This window comes from Belliella aquatica (assembly GCF_014637795.1).
GTDB classification, from domain to species: domain Bacteria; phylum Bacteroidota; class Bacteroidia; order Cytophagales; family Cyclobacteriaceae; genus Belliella; species Belliella aquatica.
In genome coordinates, this window is the sequence record NZ_BMFD01000002.1 from 334,746 (window position 1) to 356,587 (window position 21,842).

The following is a 21,842-nucleotide window of genomic DNA, read 5'->3' on the forward strand; positions in this document are numbered from 1 at the left end:
GGAGAAATAGGTGAAAGGAAAAAGGGGAAAAGCAAAGGGAAAAAATTATGAATGTCGAACTTTCAATTACGAATCGAAAAGATAAAATAGAAACAAAAAAGGTGTAGATAAATCCACACCTTGCTTAATACTTATAATATATTTCTAAATCACTCTACCCTTTCCGAAGCAGCGGCTTTTTTGGCTATGATTTCTTCTCTTTGTTGGTAGTAGCGGATTTTTTCTTGGGCGCGTTGGTAGCGGAGTTTTTTGTTGTAGGCGATAAGGAAGAAACAGAACAGCAAGAAATATATCATAGTCATGTTTTTCATTCGCATGATAATTCCCAAATTACTTAATGCACCCATAAATGCTATGGTAACGGGAATGAACGTAATCATTCCTGCTTTGATGAATAAAGGCATATCCCGAATCGCTTCTGCTGTCCAGTTTCTGTAAATAAAGAAACTCAACCAGAGATAGAGTGCATTTTCAAAGGATGAAAAGAAGGCAACAATATTGTGAGCATCAAAAAATAAAGGTCTAAACATATAGGTAAAGAGCTTGAAAGGCCAAGGGTAACTTTGCAAATTAAATCCTGACCCTACGTTGCTACTATTGAGACCACTACTTCTCAAGCCTGACATGGTTTCCAAAGATTCAATTGATAATTCGTCAATTTTTAAAGCTTCAAGGGTACTTGGCAATAAATAGACAGCCATTCCAAAGGCGAATGAAGTTAGAACTATCTTATATCCCATTTTAACTTCAGAACCTAAAAGAATGGCTATCCCAGCACCTGAAATAAGTGCTTGTCCCATATGTGGCCTGGTTAAATAGACAAAAAACAGGGCAACAGCTGCTTGCCACCATCTTGATTGATACTTCTGTAATGCGAAGAAAAACCATGCTATACCCCAAAATGCAATGGTATCTTTCCCTACTCCTGCTGACCAAAAGTGTAGATTTAAGAAATAGAAAACTGTAGGGAACAAAGGGATATTTAAGACCTTATGATTCATAGGGAAAAGTGTTGCTACCATAATATATAGGTATCGAATCCCTATAAATCCCAGTGCTCCAAAAAGAATATTTCCAGTGACGTAGCTCAAACCCATAATCTGGCTTGGAATGTAGCAGAGCCAAAGTATAAATGTGGTTCCCTCACCAAAATAGGAGAACCAAGTTTTATCTCCTTTAATAATAACCTGCTCCATACCAAACTTCCAGTAACCTTGGGAATCTCCACCAAAATTCATGATATACCAAGTGAAAAAAACACTGAAGAATAGGTGGTAAAAGAGGAGGTAATTTAAATGCATGGTCAGCTTAACAGACAAACCAAATCTCTTAGCCATACTTGAGTTTGTATTGGCTAAGGCAATGATGACTGCTATGATGACGATGATGTCGAGCATTTTTTAGGGGAAAGGGAAAAGGAGGACGGAACGTTAAGAAATGATTCCATAGAATCATTTTAGTGACGGGCCAGATTGTAGGGTTGGTTTAATTAGGGTTAAACGTGTCCTAAGTAATTTTAAAGGTTTATTTATTGAAGATAATTATGGTGGGGAAGTTAGGAAGAAAAAAGGGTTCTCGCAAAGGGCGCAATGGTGCAAAGAGCGCTGAAATGAAAAGGGTTAAAAGGTTAAGGGGTTAATAGAGAAAAAAGGTTCCCGCCACGGCGGGCAAGAAAGGAGAAAGTTTAAAAAAGGTTGACCACCAATTTCGCGAATTATACGAATTTAGACTTAGGGGATCTGAAAGATCGTTTGGATTTAATATTTAAAAACTCGACTTATTAGGATTTTTAATTAAGGCGCTGAAGCGCTGGGATTGGCACGAATGGAGGTGGTAATTAAAGATTCTAGTCAAAGGAAGGAACGCATTCCAAAAATTATGTAAATTATCCCTTGTTGGAGGAAATCCATCCCTTTGGGGAGGCAGGCATCTCTACTACTTTGATGTATACTCGCTAGGGGCGCAATGGTGCAAAGAGCGCAAAAAAGTGGATTAGGATAGAAGGAAAAATTGGTAATTCCTTTAGGAGCACATGTGTGGCAGACATAAGATTAATTGAGGATGATTAAAAGTTTAATGCGGTTAATTTAAGAAAAGTATGATTGAAATAAATTCTAGAAAACTCAGATGGAAACGAAGCCTGAAGGGCTTCAACCTTGAATAGCCCCGGGTTGCAACCCGGGGATTTATGAATAAAAAATTGTTCTAGTATTTGCGACCCTGAAGGGGTCGAATTTCTTGATGCTTATTAGAAGAGTTTGATTCTGAATCTTGAATAAAAAAATATTAAATGGAAAGGATGCCTTTTTGTTTTAGGAGGGAAAGGTAGAGGTTTTCTACTTGTTGGCAATAGCGGTCAGCGGTGTAGTGTTGGGTGGCTCTTTTGTGACCGGCTTTACCCATTTCTATTCTGAGTTGAGGGTTATTGATGAGGACTTGGAGTTTTTCTGCGATGGCACTTGGGTTGAAAGCGGGAACTTGGAAACCTGTTTCTTGGTCAATGACTACATCTTGGAGACCACCTACTCTGGTGGCTATGACGGGCAAACTGTGTAACATGGCTTCAGCGGCTACTAAGCCAAAGCCTTCGTGGGCAGAAGCAATGCAAAAAATATCCATGATTTGGTAATAAGGAGCTGTGTCGGATTGAAAGCCTGGCATGATTAATTGTTGTTCAAGATTTAGTTCCTTGGCTTTATTGAGGATTAATTCTTGATCTTGTCCTTGTCCTAGTAAGAGTAATTTAAGGTTAGGGTTATTAACAAGTTTTATAGTTTCAAGGATATCTGTAAAGCGCTTGACTTCATTGTAAAATCTGCCTGCTGATCCTATGATGATATCATCACTACTTATTCCAAGGGTTGTTTTAAGTTGATTTTGTTCTTCTAGACTTACTTTTCTTGGAAGGTTTACTCCGTTATTTATTAGAACGACTTTAGACTTTGGGAGCTTAACTGTATCCTTTAGATATTTAACCACAGAAGGTGCTATGCCGATTACTTTATCAGCTGCTTTAGCGAAAAGCCTTTGTAGGTAAATCGCTTTTTTGGATCGGCTGATGGGGTGAGAAGTTTCTTCCATAATGACCACAGGCACCTTACCTAAAACACCGCCTACAGCTGCCATCGCCATCCCTTCATAGATTGCTCCATGGATGATATGAGGCTTGAAGGTTTTAATGATTTTAAGGACTTCTTTGTGTTTGCTCCATTCTAAAGGTTGTGCAAATCCTCCGATTGGAATAAGCTCTACTCCTTCTCCTTTGAGTTCCTCTGCTATTGCTCCACCTTCCCAAGTACAGATTATTTTGTGTTCGTATTTCTCCTTATCAAGTCCTTTGACTAGTGTTAGTCTGACTTGTTCGACACCACCTGTTGCGATGGTTTCTATGCAGTGAAGGATGCGGATCATAGTCATTGTACGAAGTACCAAGTGTGATGTACAATGTACCAAGAACAATGTACCAAGAACAATGTCCTAAAATTTAAAAGTTTACTAATAAAAAAAGGGTCTATTTCAGAATCTAAATTCATATACATTTAAAAGTGATTTTATGTAATGATCGACTGAAAAGCGTTTGGCTTCTAGTTTGGCTCTTTTGGACATGGATTTTCTTTCTTTGGAAGAGATATTGAGCATGGTTTGCATGGCGGTTTTTAAATCTAATGGATTTAGGGGATCTATTAGGAATCCTGAATTGGAATCTCCTAGAATCTCAGGGGCTCCGCCTACTTTGGTGATGATAGAGGGAAGTCCGATGGACATGGCTTCCGCTAATGAAACTGAAGAACCTTCTGAAAGGGATGGGATAACAAATACATCTGCCGCTGCTAAGAATGAATATACATCCTTTTGAAAACCATGAAGGGTAACGTGTTGATTTAAATTTAATTGATTAATCAAACTTTGTAAATGTACTCTTTCTGAACCGTCTCCTACGATTTCTAGTCTTATCTCTCTTTGTTCATTCTCTTCTACTAATTCTGCAAAAACCTGAATTAAGCAATCTAAATTCTTAATGGGCACTAGACGACAAGTGCTTACAAAAGTGAAGTTTTTAGTCGATGGACGACGGTCAATGGTCGACTGATGCTCTATGATAGGGTTGTATATTACTTTTACCTTTTCTTCTTTTACCTCTCCAAGGTCAATGATTTTTGCTTTTACTGCCTTGGAGATTGCAATGATTGTAGTAGCTTTTGTATAGACCAATTTAAAAATCAATTTCCAATAAGAGTGATGGTTGGGGATACCTATTTCTTCTCCTATGATATTGGGGACATTTGCCCATGATGCTGCTAAAATACCATGGAAATTTGCTTCTCCACCTTGGCAGTGGATAACATCAGGCTTAAGGTTTTTTATTAATTTATAGAGTTTGCGTAAGAGTCCAATGTTCGGGATTTTAGAGTTTTGGTTGAGTATATGAACAGAAACTCCTTGATTGATTAGGTTTTGAGAAACTCTACCGCCTTTACCCAAAACGATAACTGAGACCTCTACTCCTACTTGATTAGCTATTTGCGGAATTGAATTGGCTAGCACCTGCTCTACTCCGCCAAAATCTAATTCTGAAACTATTCGGACTATCTTCATCTCAGGAGTAGAGGTAGCGAAAACAAAACTTTAAATATTTTCTCAACAATGATTTTGTTGAAGGATATTTATGAATGAATTTCCAAAAAACGAAAGGAAGTCGGTAAAGGATTTTTGCCAATAAATATGGACTTTTTATTTGATTCAAAAATTCGTTTCTAACCAACCAATTGTTCTTGTTTTCGAAATACATCCAAAGATTTAAAAGGAGAAACCTTTCTTTAAAATACTTCCATGCAAGTGGTTCTTTTGGCAGAAATGAAGGTGATAATACTTCAGAAAAAATAGTTCTCTCTAAACTTGGTAGTTGCCTTGTACCTGATGCGGCTGATAGATCGTAGTAAAGTAATGGTGCTTTTACGTAATAGCATTTTTCAAACCAAGCAACAGCTCTAAACCATACATCTAAATCCTCCCCTTTAATCAGGTGCTTTTTAAAACCTTCAGTATTTTCAAAGAAGTCTTTTCTAATTACAGTTGAGGATGAAGTATAAAGTGTGTTGTAATCTGCTCGTTTAAAATAATCTTGGATTTCAATAATTTCAGGATCTTCTTGGATTTCAATAGGTAATTGATTGGAATAGGTACTCCCAAAGATTCCTGCATCAGGATACTTTTCCACTACCTTTGCCATCCAAAATAGGTAATCTTCGTGCCAACAATCATCTGCATCCAAAAAGGATATAAATTGATGTTTGGATTCCTCTACTCCTCTATTTCTGGCAACTGAAACGCCTTGATTTTTTTGATTTATAAGGGTGACTTTATTGCTATAGTGTTTTTCTACTAGATTATCTCCTCCATCAGTAGAACCGTCATTGACTACAATGATCTCATACTCCGTAAAGCTTTGATTCATGATTGAATCTATGGCTCTTTGGATGTAGGGAGCTTTGTTATAGAGGGGGATGATGATGGAGAACAATCTTAATGAAATAAGTTGAAATAGATAGAAATAAGATAGAAATATGTAGAAATAAAATAGAAATATTTGATGTAGTCCATTTAGATAGCAAAATGTAAAAAAAGAACTAATTGTTAAAAAATCTCTTCAGTCTTAATGCATTTTTGAAGCCTAGGAATTTGGAGAGGGTTTGGAATTTGGGGCCGCCGATGTAGGTTTTTTGGGATATGCCTAGATTCTTTATGTGGGATTCAGTTGCTTTGATTAGATGGGGGTATTGGGGAAAGACGTCGTAGATGAATTTTTGATAAACTTTCTTTAGGGCAATTCTTACTCTTGGCGAATCTTCAAACTTTAATACATCTTTTTCATAGCATCTGTAAGATTCTAAAAGTGATGTCATTGCTTTTTCTGTCTTCTGCTGACTGACATTGAATTCGCCTGGGGTTCGGTAGAAGACTTTTCCTTCTGAATCATATACTACTTTATCAGTATGTAGAAGCACTCTATTAAAAAACTCTCCATCTTGATTGATGGTCAAAGATTCATCCCAAGGACCTGCTTTTTCAATTAATGATCGATGGGTTAAATAACCAGCTGGTTGCATCATTTCCTGATAATTCCAAAATCTTAACAATAGGTCTAATCCAGAATTGAAATTCTGAAAAACACCATAAAACATGGACTGAGCTTGTTTTGGAGTATCATTAAATATTTTCCATTCACATGATGCTATCGCCGATTCTGATTGACCAGCAAGTAATTTAATTTGATTGGCTATTTTATCTGAAGACAGTAAATCATCTGCATCTAAGAATTGAATATACTCCCCTCTTGCTGCTTGAATTCCTTTGTTTGTTGCCGCTGAAACACCTTGATTCTCCTGATCAATTAAAACTATTTTATCAGGATGCTTTTGATAGTATTCTTGAAGAATTTCAAAAGAGCCATCTGTAGAACCATCATCCACCAAAATGATTTCAGTATTTAAATATGTCTGAACTAAAGCCGAATCCAAAGTCTCTCGGACGAAAGCAGCTTTATTGTAAACTGGAATTATAATGGAGACCAGCGGATCTTGACTCTTGGATCTTGTATCTAGCATCTATCTTTTAGTTTCCCCTCCATTTATCAGATTAAAATATTCTTGAATTGAACCTAGATTAATGGCATGACAAACCCTTAAGATCGTAATTGACTCTTTAGGAGAAAGTGTAAACAAACGTTTAAATGCAAAGCGATACCTCGCCCACAAAAACTTGAGCAGATGTATTCGAAATGCAGCATGATTTTCTTGAAACCTCCGGGTATAAGCCCCTCCCAAAAGACGTTTGTATTTATTAACCAATTCAAGTGTATGATATCTAGCCGGATGATGCACAATTAGATTTGGACTATAAACAATCTTGTATTTCTGGGAAATCCTTCCGGATAACTCTGAATCCCCATTGGATTTGAGTTTGTCATTGAATCCCCCAAATTCCTTAATCACCGAAGCGGGGCTAAACCAATTTGCAGTGATGGCATGACCCTCTATGGCATAAGCTTCGGCAGTAAAGCCAGTGTATTTTTCATAGACCTCAGCATCTGAAAGAGAATTTGGGTTTTTATAAATCAAAGGGACAGGCCCAGTAAGAATTCCTGTACACTGATTTTCCTCTTTTGAAAAATGATTAAAAGCCTCTGCAAGCCAATCATTGTTTGGAAGACAATCCGAATCAGTAAATGCTAAGATTTTCCCTTCAGATTCTTGAATACCTTTATTTCTAGCAGCATAAGATCCTGGAATAGGTTCATGAGATTCCTTCAGAGAATAAGGGTATTGGTTTGGATCCAAACCGAGAATCTGATTATCAGGATCATTATTTACCACAATGACTTCAAAATCAAAACCATGATGAGGCATTTTTCTAAACTTATCCAAACATGATATTAACCTTGTTAAATCACGGTAAACAGGAATTATGATGGAAAAATACGGACTCACAGGTTCAGTTTTTAGAGAGGATTTCTGTATAAACTGTAATCAGCTGATCCCCAATAACTTTTGAATCAAAGTGCTTTTTGACAAAATCTCTACCGGATTTCCCCATCTTCCGCCTTAACTCAGGTTGATCAATCAACAACTGAATTTTTTCCGCAAATCCGTCTACATCCCCTTCGTTCACCAAAAACCCGGTTTCTCCATCTACCATCCCATACTTAATCCCACCAATATCAGAACAAACTACAGGCAATTCCATTGCCTGGGCTTCCTGCAAAACCAAGCCTTGGGTCTCCCCTGCTTTGAAAAACGGATCAATCAATCCTGGATAAACATAAATTGAGGATAACTTTAATTCATTGATAACTTGATCCTGTGAAAGAGCCCCTTTCAAAAAAACAGAATCAGTTAAACCATATTCATTTATCTTATTCTCTATCTCATTCCTTTTTTCACCCTCACCTATCATGACCAATTCTAATTGCGGATATTTTTTTGATAGCCGGTGGAAAATCTCAACCATTAAGAGTCCTCCTTTAAGATAGACCAATCTTCCCAAAAAAACCAATCTCACTTTAGTGGCTAGTTGATATTCAGGTTTAAAATAATCTAAGCTTAACCCAACAGGAATAATCCTTACCTGAGAAAATGGAAAAATCTCTTGAAGAAGTGATTCGCTATAAATTGAATTAACCAACAAGGCATCAGCATAACCTTTGAAAATGTTATAATCCTTTTTATAAATTTCTCTTCTATAAGGAAATATATCGTGGCCATGAAAGGAAACTACCACTTTGGCTTTACCTAACAATCCTGCTTTTTTCATTTTGGCAGCAAAAACTCCCATCTCGCCAAAATGGGCATGAAGAATATCCAACTCTGCCATCCCTTTCAAAAAAATATAATTAAATCCGAAGAGTGGTTCTATTTTTTTGGTTAGAATTGCTTTAATCGCCAACATTACCTTGGAAGGTTTGACTTTGCAAAAATTTCCAAGGATAAAACCAAGTCCCAACCAAAACCGCTTTCCCGTATTTACTTTTGGGTTAAAAAAATAATGCGTCTTTTCTATCAGGTTATAAGTCTTCACCTGTTGGTGGATAATCGAATCGCTATTTGGATAAACAGAATAAATAGACACCTCATTTCCCCTTTTTACCAAATCAATAATCTGATTGGCGAGCCAAGCTTCTGAAATCCGGGGAAATGATTCAACCAAGATTCCTATCCTCATTTTGATTTACATGTTACCAGCAATTCTTTAAAATAATATAACAATACTTTTGGCTTGAAATCAACTTTCATCAATTTACTCAGGTAAGATATTGCCTGCATATGTGCTTTCTCATCAATATGAAATCGTATCAACTCATGTAGATAATTACTCATGGATAGTTTAAGATAATCCTTTTTGTAATGCCTGTACAGTTCATCAAAACATCCATAACCAATTTTCAGGCTTTCGCTTTTTTGGGTTTTGGAATGAACGCCATTGCCATGTATTCGGTAAACAGATCCAAAAAAATCAAGGCATACCCCGTTGGAGGCATTTAACAAATGGGTCAATAAATGTACATCCCTAAAATATTTAAATGGCTTGATATCCAAATCAGAAATCAGATTTTTTCTAAAAACCAAAGTCTGCATACCAATCTGCCATCCATTTGCCAATGTAAATCCACCTACCTCTACTTCTTGGTTTCCTTCTTTAAAGAACCTTTCATTCCCATCAGGTTTTGAAGTCTGACTATTCTGATCAAATAAAGTTGTCCTGTGAAAAACAAAAGAACAATTCCTTTTTATTTTCAGGTAATTAATTTGTTTTTGAAGCTTTTGGGGATCTGTCCAATAATCATCTCCTTCGCAGTAACCGACATATTCACCTTTACACTGATTTAAAGTCCAATAAAAATTCGCCGACATACCAAGATTTTCGTCATGTCGGATGTACCGGATTTTATGACCAAGAGAGTGAGTTAAAATAAAGTAACCAACCAATTCAGAAGTCTTATCAGTAGAACAATCATCAGAAACAATCAACTCAAAATTTTGGTCAATCTCCTGATTCAATACCCCCTTGATGGCCTCTTCCAAATAATCGCCATGGTTATAGGTTATCATGCAGATACTTACCAATATATCATCAGATTTATCAATTTGAATTTACTTATGGATCAAATAAGCTTTGGATTCTCCTTTGGACTCAAACCAATTGAACATACTGACAAAAGGAAATCCAGCATGAACGAGATTATTTTTCACAATGGATTCTTCTACATTTCTTAGGTCATATTTCTCTTTTCTATATTTTCCCTCTAACTTTCTGTGAATCCGGTAGGAAATGTAATGGTACCAATAAGCCCATGAAAAAGATATCCACTTATCAAACCATAAACTGAAAGGTACATAATCGCGCATCATGATATAATTGAAAGCCTGCATGTCATAGTTTCCATCATCTCCTATACTTTCAAATATGGTACACATTTTCTTGAATACTTCCGAAACATTACCGGAGTTCCCCCCAACAGTTCCTGGATTCAATACCGGAAAATAAAATATACTTGGAGGGATTTTTCTAGGATACTTTTTATTAAAAGCATTAAGCGCTGTCAGTGTCCATGTACCGTTTTTCCAAACCCTCCTATCTCCCCGGCCTACGAAAACCAGTTCGGTATTCTCTCGCAAAAGCGGTAAGGGGTTTTTATTGAATACCACATCATTGATATCAGTAGTTACTATATAGATTTCGGGACTTAGTTGGGTGATAAACTCATGGAAAATAAAAAACCGCTCATCATTCAGTGAATATTTCCCAAGTTTACAAGGGACAAATGAAACCCTATCAGAACTGTAAATTTCCAAGAATTCTGAGGAAAGTTGATCGTAGAATACGATCGCCCGCAAACCCAATTCATGGATGCTCTTATACCATGCCTCCATGTAGCTAAAGTTGTCATTTTTCTGCCTTATTCCTCTGACCGGATCATTTTTAGAAGTAAAATAATTGGATAAAACCAGCAATTCTTCTCCTGTTTTGTCTATTCCTTTAAGGATGGAGTCTACCGAACCTATAATTCTATTCATACTTTATCTATCCTTCTCCAAGGATTTGACCTTTCCATAAAGTGCAGGGAATAGGTGGGCTAAATAAAACTTGCAGAACTGAATGGGAAAAAAAACCTTCTTTCGAGTCAATGGCCCTAAAAAAATATGCCCTTTAAATTCACTCCATGCCCTCGCAAAATTCTTGTCATGAAGATAATGCCACTCATTCTTCCAACTGTGGTTCCAAAGATGTACAGCGTAGGTTTCTGGTTGGACAAATGGCTTATAATCCATCCCTCTTTGGGCAAAAGATAACGGATAGAAATATTCCTTTGGATAAATAGTAACCCTATCCCGATCCAAATATAAGGTCAGGAAAGTGGGGATATCCAAAGGTGATTCATAATCAAATTCCAGCTGACGATAACGCTCAAGCAATTCAGATAGTAGGGGATTGTTTCTGGTCGATCCAATAACAGCAGCATTGACGAGTCCAGCTTTTTCTTCGCCCAAAAAAAAATCCTGATCCAATAGGTCATCAAAATCTTTCAATACCAACATGTCCGTATCTAGGTAGATTCCGCCTTCGGTAAACAGGGCATGCAATCTGCACACATCAGAAACAAAGGCAAACTTCCCAAACTGATATGCTTTGGCTGAAAAATCATAGGCAGCATAATCAAAATTATCCTCGTTCCAGCATTTGATTTTATAATCAGGCAACACTTCCCGCCAGGATTGGATACAACTGCGTTCCAAATATGTCATGGGTTCCTTTCCAAACCAGCAATAATGAATATTCTTTGGAATCAATTCCGAATTATTTTAAATCTTTTCAAAATTTTTCGAGCCTTTAAAGTATTTTCAAATCCGAAAAGGGAAAATAAAATAAAGATTTTTGGCTTTTTAAAATCTAAAAAACACTTTGGACAAAGTGTTTTAATTCGTTTCCATGACTTTTTTGCAATTTCCGGATAATCAAATAAAGTGGAAAGAATAAGCATTTCAAAATTCTTAATCAGGACTTTTCTTGTATCCAAATCATCCTTTTTTTCCAATATAAGATTATCACATAAAACATAGGAATCGTACCATGATTCCCAACTTTGAAAAGTAGTTTGTTTACTTAAATGGTTTGAATCCGGTCTTCTGTAATAGGTATAAACTGAATTGATAAAAGATACTTTTTCGCACTTTATTAATACCCTTACCATGAATTCACCATCTTGATTTTGTATAAGGTCCTCATTCCACAAGCCTGATTCTTCCAATATTTTTTTGCTAATGAGGTAAGCATGTATTGGAATAAAAGACTTATTTTTAAAAAGCCACAAAATAAGATTAAGGCCATTATCTGGATAATGATCCCATCGTGACTTTATGTTTGAAATATTTCCAGCAAATTCATTTTTTTTTACAATATCAGAAGATTCATTTATCCATTTCCAATTGGCAACCGATACTGAATTTCCTTCTGAGGCTTGAAGACATGATACTTGCTCTGATATCTTGTTTTTATGAATTAAATCATCAGAATCCAACCATTGGATATAGGTACCTTTTGAATTCTCAAAAGCGAAATTGCGTGCCGCATTTCCTCCAGGTTTTCTGTCAACAGGTCGTTTAAAAACTTTAATTCTTTGGTCTAAACGAGCATATTCTTCCAGAATTTCCCATGAATTATCAGTGCTATGGTCGTCAACAATTATGCATTCCCAATGGGTATAAGTCTGCGCCAAAACAGAATCAAGTGTTTCTGTAAGATAATTTGCCTTGTTATAGTTGGGTATGAGAATGGAAACCAATAAATTATTTCCCATGGAAAATCCTATAGAAGTATGATTTTATCGCTAATAGCCTCTGTCTTTGATTTCCATAAAATATTGACACAATAAATGCCTCAAATAATTCCTTCCTATTAAAATCGGAATATTGAATAAAAAAAATAAACCAAGTCACAAAAAAATCTCGCTCTTCAGACCCAAGGAAGAAATTCTTTTTAAAGGAATTGAACAATGAGATTTTGGCGGGATAATCAATTTTAATTTTTTCCTGCAATGTAAGATTTAAGTAGTTAGAAGAAATGGATTGATCATCAATCCTCCTAATTACTTTTATTTCATTTATAAAAAAAATTTCGGGTTTTGTTAATAGAATTCTGGTAAATAATTCACCTTCTTGGTTTCTTCTCAAACCTTCATCAAACAGTTTTTCTAAAGACAGTAAAAAAGTCCTTTTAAATAATGGTAATGATGTTTGAAACCAAAAACTTCCCTTTAAGTATTTTATAGGTCTTTTTTTTTTATCTACTTCAAATACGAATTCAGATTTTATTAGGGCATCATCAAAATTCTGGAGACTAGTGAGTACAAAATCGTAATCCGAATCGATGAGAATCTCAAGTTGCTTTTCAATTTTATCTTCAATTAAAATGTCGTCAGAATCAAGCCAATTGATAAATTCACCTTTAGACATCTCAAATGCATAATTCCTTGCAGCATTACCACCTGCCATGCGGTCTTCAGGTCTTTTAAATAGATGGAACCTAGAATCTTTCTCAGCGTATTCCTCAAGAATCTTCCAAGAACCATCTGTACTATGGTCATCTACAATGATACATTCCCAATAGATATAGGATTGCTTAAGTACCGAATCTAAAGTTTCCCTTAGAAAGGGAGCTTTATTATAATTGGGGATAAGGATGGAAACGAGCGGATTCATCCAAACATCTTTCTTTTTATTTTGGAGAGTATGCCCCTTATTTTAAATCTTATAATATCTTCTTCCTTAAAGGAATCATAAAATTCCATCGAATCAGTGCAGAAAACAGGTAATTTGGTTATTTGATTAATTTCCTTTGATTGACGTTTAGAACTTTCAATAAATAAAATAGAACTGTACCTTTTCTTTAAATAAACCTCTGCTTTAAATTTACCATGGCAGTTTAATTCTTGTCTTTTTTCTTTTGAAGGCAAATTCAACATAAAGAGTTCTTCAAATTCAATTTGATGTTTTTTTAACCAAGTTTGGGTTTCTTCCCTATATTTCTCTAATCTGCTAGTGACTAGATATTTGATTTTTACTTTTGGTAGATACTTTGGAACGGCATTTAAAATAAAATCTTTATATTTTTCTCCATCGTCATTTTGTTCCTCTGTGGGATCTTCACATAGAACACCATCTATGTCAACACACGAATTCGCATAAATCCATGACCTAGTAAGATTCCATTCAAAAATTCTAGGGTTTTCTAGGATTTCAAAGAAAAAATCAACTTTATGTTTTGATTCCCCTGTTGAATATATGGTGCAATAAAAGAAATTAAAATCAGCTTCAATATTTTTTAACTGTTGCTTACAAATTCTTAGAGCATTACCCGTATTTATAGAATCATCTACGACCAAAACATTTTTGCTCTTTTTAACTTGAGAACTATAAGACCCTATTCTTTCACCTCCCAATGGTGAAAGTCCCCCAAGAAATTCATTTAAACTGGCAAAAGGTTTATGACAATACAAGGACAATAATGTTGCAGGTAATATTCCGCTTCTAGGTACGCCCACAATCAGATCGATTTCCTTAGGTATAATATCAAATTTCAATTTTATAAGATCATTCATGTCCTTAAATGATCTAAAATTTAACCTTTTATACTTTTCTACCTTTAATCCCAAGATTAATCCATTTATGATCATAGCCTCGTACTTCGGAATTTTCCATTTTTCTAATTTCTGAAAAGCCTGCTTCCTGCAATAAGTTTTCTAAGTATCTATAAGAAAAAATAGCTAGATGCCAATTAGGATGTCCCAACGTTCCTTTACCATCCCCGTATGTAAATATCCTTCCTGATGCCCAAATACAAGGATCTTTTTGGGGGTTGAATTTATACCAACCATCAAGGTCCAAGTAATTATCACCATCCTCAGCGTTTATAAAAGCTTTTGCTATTTTGTAACCATCAGGTACCCAAATTTCTATCTCACCACCAATTTTAATGACTCTTTGCCATTCCTTTAATACATCTAATGTTTTGTACCATGGTATATGTTCTAGAATATGACTGGCATATAATACTTTAAATGTCCCATTAGGAAAGGGCAGCGGCTTAGATGCATTTATTATATAATCTGTAACAGGAGAATTTGCAATGTTCAATGTTTCAAATCCAGGAATTCTCACTTCTCCAGGACCAATTTCTAAGTTTCTAGATTCTTTATTTCGATTTTTAAAAAGGTTAATCTTGGTTTTAATATAATTTTTCATTGTTTAACTTAAAATAAGATTCTGAGATTTAACCACAATGTTTCCATAAGAGCTTTGCCAATTCATCAAAGAAGGTTTTTCAGGGTTTAAATTAGCAACCGAAAAAACTAAGGCATGCCTATGTACTAAAAATTCTCTCCTTGATTCAAACAAATCTCCTAAGCCTAAAGAAAACGATAATTTATATTCACCTTCTACCAGATTGGGAGATTTGATCACCAATTCAAGTCTGCCATTTTGGAATTCACTTTGTGAAATTACATTAGTTACGCCAGAAAAAATATTGATTTCATCCATAGATGAAACGGTTACTCCTAATCTAAACTCATTTGGCAATAAATTTTTAGACTTAATAGAAAATTCAAATTTCAAATCATCAAAAATTTCAAAAGCATTGTTCCCGTTTTTATATTCAACTACGATCCCTTCAAAGATTTCAGATTCAAAACTTTGATTTTCACTCTTTGATTTTTGAATACGTAAGTATTCATTTACAACTTCATTGGTATTGGAGGTTAATCTTAGAGAACCTTCATTAAGTAAAATTGACTTTCTTGTCAGGTTTCTAACGGCACCCATATTATGGCTCACGAATAATACGGTTCTACCTTCCTTCTGACTTACATCCTCCATTTTACCCAGACATTTCTTTTGAAATTCAAAATCACCAACCGACAAAACTTCATCGATTATCAAAATCTCAGGTTCCAAATGGGCCGCTACTGAAAATCCTAACCTTACTCGCATCCCAGAAGAATAAAACTTAACAGGCGTATCCACATATTTCTCTACTCCTGAGAAGTCTATAATTTCCTCCAGCTTTCGGTCTATTTCCTTTTTGGTCATCCCAAGGATGGTCCCGTTCATATAAATGTTTTCCCGTCCAGTTAGCTCTGGATGAAATCCAGTACCTACTTCCAGCAAAGCAGCTACCCTACCATTCATTTCAATCCTTCCAGAGGTGGGTTCGGTAATCTTTGAGAGAATTTTGAGTAAAGTAGATTTACCAGCTCCATTCTTTCCAATAATCCCAAGCACTTCACCCTTCTTCACTTCAAAACTCACATCTTTCAAAGCCCAATGGACAGATTCACTTTCTTCTTCGAATTTCCCTAGGCTTTTGATTCGCTTGAAGTTCTCTATTGGAGCTTTAAAGTTATTCCAAATCTGCTGTGCAAAGGTGTCTGCTTTCTTTTCTTGCAGACCTATACGGTAGCGTTTGGAGAGGTTTTCGACTTTTATGATGGTGTCTGACATGCCCCCTAAATCCCCCTAAAGGGGGACCTACCCCCGCTGTATAATAGTTTATAATTCATTTAATGGTTATTATCTTTTAATTTCTGAAATCTTATCAAGAATTTTGAAAAGGACTTCATTTGTTTCATTTAGAACTGATTCATTAGAAAATCGGATGATGTGGAGACCTAGATTTTTGAGTTCTTCTTCTCTGCCTAAATCTCTTTCTTTCTGATCTTTTTCTTCGTGAACATCTCCATCAAGTTCAATGACCAATTTGTATTGATGGCAATAGAAGTCTATTATAAACTTTGATATTGGATGCTGTCTTCTAAACTTCAAGCCATTCAATTTTCCAGCTCTCAATCTTTCCCATATTACCTGCTCTGCGATCGTCATATTCTCTCTTAACTCCTTCGCTCTTCGGAATATTTCAGGTGAAGCGTTATGATTGAATTTGCTTGACATTAATGATTGACAAAATTAAGAGACACTAATTTTATTAGGGGATCTCCCCTCCTGAAGGAGGGGTTGGGGGAGGCAGTTAAGCGACATCAGCAAATACTTTCTCCATTCGTCTAAAGTAGAACAAACCAAATACAAAGAAGATTATGGCTACTATTGATCCAGGCCAGATCCATTCCCAGGGCATTGGGCGGCTGAGGAACATGGCTCGGATTCCTTCTATTACTCCTACCATTGGGTTGAGGGAATAGAGGAATTGATATTGTTCTGGTACTGCTGTGGTGCTGTAGACTACTGGGGCTCCGTAAAGAAGAAGCTGGACAATAAATCCTAGGGCATATTTGACATCACGATATTGTACTGCCATGGCAGAGAGTATCATTCCTATGCCAAGCGAAGTCATTAAAAGTTGAATCAAAAGAATGGGCAACCAGATAATTCCAATTCCCGGCATGACCTTGAAGTAAATCAATAGAATAAGTAAGACTACAAAAGAAATAATAAAGTCTAGCAACTTGGAAAAGATAGCAGCCAGGGGTAATATTAATCTAGGAAAATACACTTTGGTGATCATTCCTGCATTCGCAATAAGACTGTTTGCTGATTCATTTAATGTACCAGAAAAGTAATTCCATGGCCACAGTGCTAAGTATGAAAACAAGATATAAGGCATCCCATCAGAATCTACTTTAGCTAAGCCCCCAAATACAACGGTAAAAACAAGAGTAGTAAATAAAGGCTGAATAATTGCCCAACCTATCCCAAGAATTGATTGTGCATATCGAGCCTTGATTCCTCTGACAGTTAAGAAATATAAGAGATCCTTATATCTCCATAGTTCTTCAAAATCAATGACTTTCCACCCTTTGGAAGGTTCAATTACTGTTTTATTCATTTCTATACACCATTCTTCCTGGAACCCCAACTATTAAGCTTCCTTCTGAAACATCTTTCGTAACCACAGCCCCTGCTCCTATTTTGACATTATTACCGATTTTGATGTTTGGAAGGATCGTAGCATTTGCACCTACCAAAACTTGATTGCCAAGGGTAACTTTTCCTAAGAGTGCTGCTCCTGGGGCTATTTCACAGAAATCACCAATCTTTACTTCATGATGGATTTTTGCTGAAGTGTTGATCAAGGTTCCCTTTCCAATTATAGTTTTCGGTCCAATAAAACAAAGGTTCATGATATCAGCTTGTCCGCATTCTGATGAAGGGCTTAAACAGTTATCTTGACCTTTAATAGTTATATGTTCACCCCCGAGTATTGTAAACCTCTTATAAAACTCTTCTCTAACTGATGAATTTCCTACACCAAGAATAAACCTAGGATCTTTAGAAAAATGTGTTTTAAGTGCTTCTTCGGATTTTAGGATAGGAAATTGCTCTTCGAATAATACTTCAGATCCTACTTCATCAAAGAAAACCAAATTATCAGTTCTATTTTGAGCAATCAAAATATCTAAAACTTCCAATGCATGTCCACCTGCTCCTGCTATTACCATACCTAATTATTTTGAGCCCTTAATAAAATTCTTGCTATCATCCTCTGTTCCTCTTTAGTCAATGAATGATACAAGGGTAAACAAAGTACTTTTTCAGATGTGTTATCTGAAACAGGGCAGTGACCTTGGGTATAATCCAAGTTGTTTAGTCCAGGATAGAAGTATCTTCTGCTACCTATTTGATTATCTTCCAATGCCTTCATACTTTTTTGAAGTAGTTCTACATTAGAAAATAAGATAGGGAAATAAGCGTAGTTATAGTTTTCTATTTTGCCTATAGATGGATAGGTTACTTTAAGGCCTTTAAGGAGCTCTTTGTAAAAGAGATATTGTTCTTGTTTTGTCTTTTGGATATTATCTATCTCAGGTAGCACAGCCAAACCCATCGCCGCATGGAATTCTGAGTTTTTGGCATTGATACCGATACCATTGAACTTCTCGAATCCATCATGACCAAAGTTTCTTAGGTACGCCATCCGCTTTAAAAGTTCAGGATCTTTGGTAAAAACGCCTCCTCCCTCAATGGTATGGAAAATTTTAGTAGCATGAAAACTACAAGTACTGATATCTCCAAATTCGAAAATACTTTTACCACTTACTTTGACCCCAAAAGCATGTGCTCCATCATAAATGACTTTGAGTCCATGTTTGTCTGCAATCTTTTGAATCTTCTCTACTTCGCAGGGAATACCATAGACATGCGTAGCCAAAATCACTGAAGTATTTTCCGTGATAGCAGCTTCGATTAAGTCTGGGTTGATCGTGAGCCTATCAGCCAAAATATCCACAAATACAGGTTGACAACCTTCCCAAATGATGCTTGTTGTCGTCGCTACATAAGAAAAAGGTGTCGTGATAATTTCTCCTTTTAAATTCAGTGCTTTGATTGCGAGTTGAAGTGCAATTGTTCCATTTGATACAAAAAGTAAATGATCGAGACCAAGATGTTCTTTGAGTCGGAGTTCCAGTTCGTTGACGAGCGGACCATTGTTAGTCAACCAATTTCTTTCCCATATTCCATCTAGGTAATGGTCATAGTCTTTACGGGGTGGAAGGAAGGGTTTGGTAACGGGGATCAAATTAATTTTAGATTTTAGAGGGTAGATTTTAGATTTGGTTTTAAAAAGTTGGAAGGTTAATTGGTTAAGTGGTTAACTGGTTATTTTATGTTCAATAGAATTGGGACCATCCCTTGCGGGAGGAAATCACTAAGAACTCCAAGAGGCACAAAGAGCTCTAAGTTTATTATTCTAAATGAAATGGAAGCATTTTGAATTTACTTCTGACTATGTCTGTCATTCCTCCAGCACCAATCAGAAAGATGAGGGGTAATAGAGGGACTAGGAAGCGGGAGTTCCAGTTGATCGATAATAGGCAGACGCTTAGGACTGCTACTGTGAGGAATGTAATGACGAAATATTTGATCGTGGTATCTAGGTTCTTGGAAATGAGTTGCCTCACTGTGAAGTAGTACATGGGCAGCAGCACTGCTAGGGCGATGATGTTGTGTGTCCAGGAGAAATATGGTCTGATATAGAAGACGAAGTAGAATGCTTTGGTAGCGAAGAGTTTCAGGCTATACCATGGGTTCATGATTATGATCGTCAGGAGCTTCCATAATGCAGGGTGATCTGGATTAGGAAGGTAGAGGTTTTCCGGCACTGTAAGCATGAGCCACTTGGCATAAGGTTGGTCGGCTACGGTGTGTATGTTGTAGACTATCTCTCCTATTTGGTAGTTTTCCACGAAGCCGAAGGTGGAGAGCATTTTGTTTAGGAGAAGGAGGAAAAGGATGAAGGATGAAAGGGAAAAGGTTAAAGGGAAAAGGTTAAAGGTTAAAGGGACCACGAATTTCGCGACTTTACCGAATTGGGGTTGATATTTTAGATTGAAAATGGAGCTCGCAAAGGACTGCTAAGGGGCAAAGGGCGCAATGAGGAAGGGGTATTGAAGGATGAAGGATGAAGGGAAAAGGAATTAGTTAATTGAGTTGATTGGGTTGAATTAGTTGATTGGGTTAACTGAGTATGAGTAGATGAGATTTTCCCGCAATCCTGCGGTACAGATTCCTGCAATTCTGCGGGACTGGCCTCTTCCGCCTCCCTACGTGAGGTAAACCTTCCCTTCGGGAGGTAAATTCGAAATGACAAAGTGTATTTAGTGAATAGTTTGTATAGTCCTACGGCGAGGAGGGCGGCGAGGAAGGCTACTGCTGTTGGTTTGACCAATATGGCCCAAGCGGCGATGAGTATGGCGATTACTTTTTGATATGTTTTTAGGTTGCCACGGTAGGCTTTAGAAAGGAAATAGAAGCTGATGCAGTATAAGCTGATTAAGAGAGACTCTGCATAAAGGAAGAGATTCCAAAACGAGATCATGAAAAACCCAAGGAAGCATATTCCTGTGAATAGGGCTGTTTTTGGGTTTTGGAAGATATTGATGGAAGTGAAATATATTGCTATCAGCGCGATGTATGCGAAAATGTATTGAAAGATCACGATTCCTTCGAAGCCAGGTATGAGGCTATTTGCTCCTAGGATAAAAAGAGCATAGCCTATGTACCAGAATAGATGTGGTTTGAAGAAGAGTCCTTGTTCCCTGATTTCGGCTGCGTATTGCAGGTATCCCCAGGTGTCGTCATCGGTCATGATTCCCAGTTTCATCAGGAGTGCTCCGTTGATGAGGATGAAGAGGATGGTGAAGATGAGGAGGTGGGGGAAAGGGGATTTCAGAATGTAGATTTTAGATTTCAGATTTATCTCCATCCCCCCGTAACCCGATAGAAATCGGGAACGGGGCAGGCTTTGCGGGAGGCAAGCACGCAGATTGCGCGGATCCTCCCTTGCGGGAGGTAAATTCGCGGATTTAAATGGTCCATCCCTTTCGGGAGGCAGGCACGCAAAGACGCTGAGGCGCAAAGTTTTTTGAGAGGATATTTGGAGCGTATTGATTCCGCTACGCCACGGCGCACTAGCACGGCGGACACGTGGTTGTAAGTTGATTTAATAAGTTTAATGATATTTTTAAGAGCGCAGAGGGCAGCTAGCTGCTTTTTTCTAGTCAGGGAAATTTGCCCCATCGGGTCGAAGAAAATTATTTTAGATTTGATAAAGCTGTAAAGCTTGGTCATTTTGTAATTTTTTTACAACGGTTTTAGAAAAGATGAAGAAAGATACTGGTTGAAAGATTCTATCAAGAGGGATAGAATTTTCATCAAATTATGGCAATTAACTTTTCTTTAAGTTGCGGAATGTCCACTGTAATTATTTGCCAAATTAAAATTTCATCTACACCGAAATATTCATGAACTAATACATTTCTAAGGCTAATAATTTCTCTCCAACTAATATCAGGAGTGTTAATTTGAAGTTCTTTAGAAAGATGATTAGCAGCTTCTCCAATTATTTCTAATTGTTTAATGGTAGCAAACCTAATGATTGACTTTTTGGAAAAAGTTGAAAACTCTATGCCATCAATATAGCTTTCTATTTCAGAAATTGCATCTAAGATATGAAGTAAGCGCTGAGGATCGCCAATTTTACCTTTCATAGATCATTTGCTTATCTGAATCGATAAATGGAAGAAGGTGTTTGGATATGGAGTTGCTTGTAAGAAGATCAACAGGTTTTCTAAGGATTTCTTCTAGGTCGTTTTTAAGTTTGATAAATCTTAAACCAATATGTTGATTGTAATTTAATTCCAATAAAATATCTATATCACTATTCTTATCGGCATCACCTCTTGCATATGATCCAAAGATATAGGCTTTATTAACAGGCGCTTCTTCTAGTACCTTTTTAATTTTTTCTATATTTTTTTTAGTGATTTTCATTGTATT

The 21,842-nt window shown here is 36.5% G+C and carries 23 protein-coding genes; all 23 read right to left on the reverse strand.

Translation table 11 applies throughout. The features are described from left to right. Window positions 1-149: 149 nt before the first annotated feature. The gene (locus tag IEV57_RS04195) at window positions 150-1,397 is read right to left on the reverse strand and encodes a hypothetical protein (RefSeq protein ID WP_229744219.1); all 1,248 of its coding nucleotides are present in this window, start codon (window positions 1,395-1,397) and stop codon (window positions 150-152) included. Between the two features lie 889 nt (window positions 1,398-2,286). After that, window positions 2,287-3,411: a glycosyltransferase gene (locus IEV57_RS04200; RefSeq protein WP_188439985.1), complete on the reverse strand. Its 1,125-nt coding sequence runs from the start codon at window positions 3,409-3,411 to the stop codon at window positions 2,287-2,289. A 105-nt stretch (window positions 3,412-3,516) separates the two neighbouring features. Continuing rightward, the gene (locus IEV57_RS04205; protein WP_188439987.1) at window positions 3,517-4,596 is read right to left on the reverse strand and encodes a glycosyltransferase; all 1,080 of its coding nucleotides are present in this window, start codon (window positions 4,594-4,596) and stop codon (window positions 3,517-3,519) included. Window position 4,597: 1 nt separating this feature from the next. Next, a complete protein-coding gene (locus IEV57_RS04210) occupies window positions 4,598-5,521 on the reverse strand; it encodes a glycosyltransferase family A protein (protein WP_188439989.1) in 924 nt (307 codons plus the stop codon). A 106-nt stretch (window positions 5,522-5,627) separates the two neighbouring features. Next, window positions 5,628-6,605: a glycosyltransferase family 2 protein gene (locus IEV57_RS04215; RefSeq protein WP_188439991.1), complete on the reverse strand. Its 978-nt coding sequence runs from the start codon at window positions 6,603-6,605 to the stop codon at window positions 5,628-5,630. Further along, window positions 6,606-7,487 carry a glycosyltransferase family 2 protein gene (locus IEV57_RS04220; protein ID WP_188439993.1) on the reverse strand — a complete coding sequence of 294 codons (882 nt, stop codon included), beginning with the start codon at window positions 7,485-7,487 and terminating at the stop codon, window positions 6,606-6,608. Window positions 7,488-7,491: 4 nt separating this feature from the next. Then, the gene (locus tag IEV57_RS04225) at window positions 7,492-8,718 is read right to left on the reverse strand and encodes a glycosyltransferase family 4 protein (RefSeq protein ID WP_188439994.1); all 1,227 of its coding nucleotides are present in this window, start codon (window positions 8,716-8,718) and stop codon (window positions 7,492-7,494) included. Then, window positions 8,715-9,605 (reverse strand): glycosyltransferase, encoded by an 891-nt coding sequence (locus tag IEV57_RS04230; protein WP_188439995.1) that lies wholly within the window; start codon window positions 9,603-9,605, stop codon window positions 8,715-8,717. The genes IEV57_RS04225 and IEV57_RS04230 overlap by 4 nt, the downstream gene beginning before the upstream one ends. Window positions 9,606-9,647: 42 nt before the next feature. Further along, window positions 9,648-10,571: a hypothetical protein gene (locus IEV57_RS04235; RefSeq protein WP_188439996.1), complete on the reverse strand. Its 924-nt coding sequence runs from the start codon at window positions 10,569-10,571 to the stop codon at window positions 9,648-9,650. Window positions 10,572-10,574: 3 nt separating this feature from the next. Beyond that, the gene (locus IEV57_RS04240; RefSeq protein WP_188439997.1) at window positions 10,575-11,345 is read right to left on the reverse strand and encodes a glycosyltransferase; all 771 of its coding nucleotides are present in this window, start codon (window positions 11,343-11,345) and stop codon (window positions 10,575-10,577) included. After that, window positions 11,342-12,352 (reverse strand): glycosyltransferase family 2 protein, encoded by a 1,011-nt coding sequence (locus IEV57_RS04245; RefSeq protein ID WP_188439999.1) that lies wholly within the window; start codon window positions 12,350-12,352, stop codon window positions 11,342-11,344. The genes IEV57_RS04240 and IEV57_RS04245 overlap by 4 nt, the downstream gene beginning before the upstream one ends. Further along, on the reverse strand, window positions 12,342-13,253 hold the full coding sequence (locus IEV57_RS04250) for a glycosyltransferase family 2 protein (RefSeq protein WP_188440001.1): 912 nt from the start codon (window positions 13,251-13,253) through the stop codon (window positions 12,342-12,344). The genes IEV57_RS04245 and IEV57_RS04250 overlap by 11 nt, the downstream gene beginning before the upstream one ends. Continuing rightward, window positions 13,250-14,152 (reverse strand): phosphoribosyltransferase family protein, encoded by a 903-nt coding sequence (locus tag IEV57_RS04255; RefSeq protein WP_188440003.1) that lies wholly within the window; start codon window positions 14,150-14,152, stop codon window positions 13,250-13,252. Before IEV57_RS04255 ends, IEV57_RS04250 begins: the two co-directional genes overlap by 4 nt. Window positions 14,153-14,180: 28 nt before the next feature. Then, entirely contained in the window at window positions 14,181-14,795 is a 615-nt protein-coding gene (locus tag IEV57_RS04260; RefSeq protein WP_188440005.1) for a class I SAM-dependent methyltransferase, read from the reverse strand. Window positions 14,796-14,798: 3 nt separating this feature from the next. Continuing rightward, window positions 14,799-16,052, reverse strand: a complete 1,254-nt coding sequence (locus IEV57_RS04265) for an ABC transporter ATP-binding protein (RefSeq protein ID WP_188440006.1) — start codon at window positions 16,050-16,052, stop codon at window positions 14,799-14,801. Between the two features lie 69 nt (window positions 16,053-16,121). Beyond that, complete coding sequence (locus IEV57_RS04270) at window positions 16,122-16,499, reverse strand: endonuclease domain-containing protein (protein WP_188440009.1); 378 nt, start codon at window positions 16,497-16,499, stop codon at window positions 16,122-16,124. Window positions 16,500-16,575: 76 nt separating this feature from the next. Next, complete coding sequence (locus IEV57_RS04275; RefSeq protein WP_188440011.1) at window positions 16,576-17,391, reverse strand: ABC transporter permease; 816 nt, start codon at window positions 17,389-17,391, stop codon at window positions 16,576-16,578. Continuing rightward, window positions 17,384-18,004, reverse strand: a complete 621-nt coding sequence (locus IEV57_RS04280) for an acetyltransferase (RefSeq protein ID WP_188440012.1) — start codon at window positions 18,002-18,004, stop codon at window positions 17,384-17,386. The genes IEV57_RS04275 and IEV57_RS04280 overlap by 8 nt, the downstream gene beginning before the upstream one ends. A 2-nt stretch (window positions 18,005-18,006) precedes the next feature. Further along, entirely contained in the window at window positions 18,007-19,083 is a 1,077-nt protein-coding gene (locus IEV57_RS04285; protein WP_188440013.1) for a DegT/DnrJ/EryC1/StrS family aminotransferase, read from the reverse strand. 166 nt (window positions 19,084-19,249) lie between these two features. Next, complete coding sequence (locus IEV57_RS04290; protein WP_229744220.1) at window positions 19,250-19,771, reverse strand: hypothetical protein; 522 nt, start codon at window positions 19,769-19,771, stop codon at window positions 19,250-19,252. Between the two features lie 116 nt (window positions 19,772-19,887). Next, a complete protein-coding gene (locus tag IEV57_RS04295; protein WP_229744221.1) occupies window positions 19,888-20,667 on the reverse strand; it encodes a glycosyltransferase family 39 protein in 780 nt (259 codons plus the stop codon). Window positions 20,668-21,217: 550 nt separating this feature from the next. Beyond that, window positions 21,218-21,553 (reverse strand): HepT-like ribonuclease domain-containing protein, encoded by a 336-nt coding sequence (locus IEV57_RS04300; protein ID WP_188440016.1) that lies wholly within the window; start codon window positions 21,551-21,553, stop codon window positions 21,218-21,220. Continuing rightward, window positions 21,543-21,836, reverse strand: a complete 294-nt coding sequence (locus IEV57_RS04305; protein WP_188440018.1) for a nucleotidyltransferase family protein — start codon at window positions 21,834-21,836, stop codon at window positions 21,543-21,545. The genes IEV57_RS04300 and IEV57_RS04305 overlap by 11 nt, the downstream gene beginning before the upstream one ends. Between the last annotated feature and the right edge of the window lie 6 nt (window positions 21,837-21,842).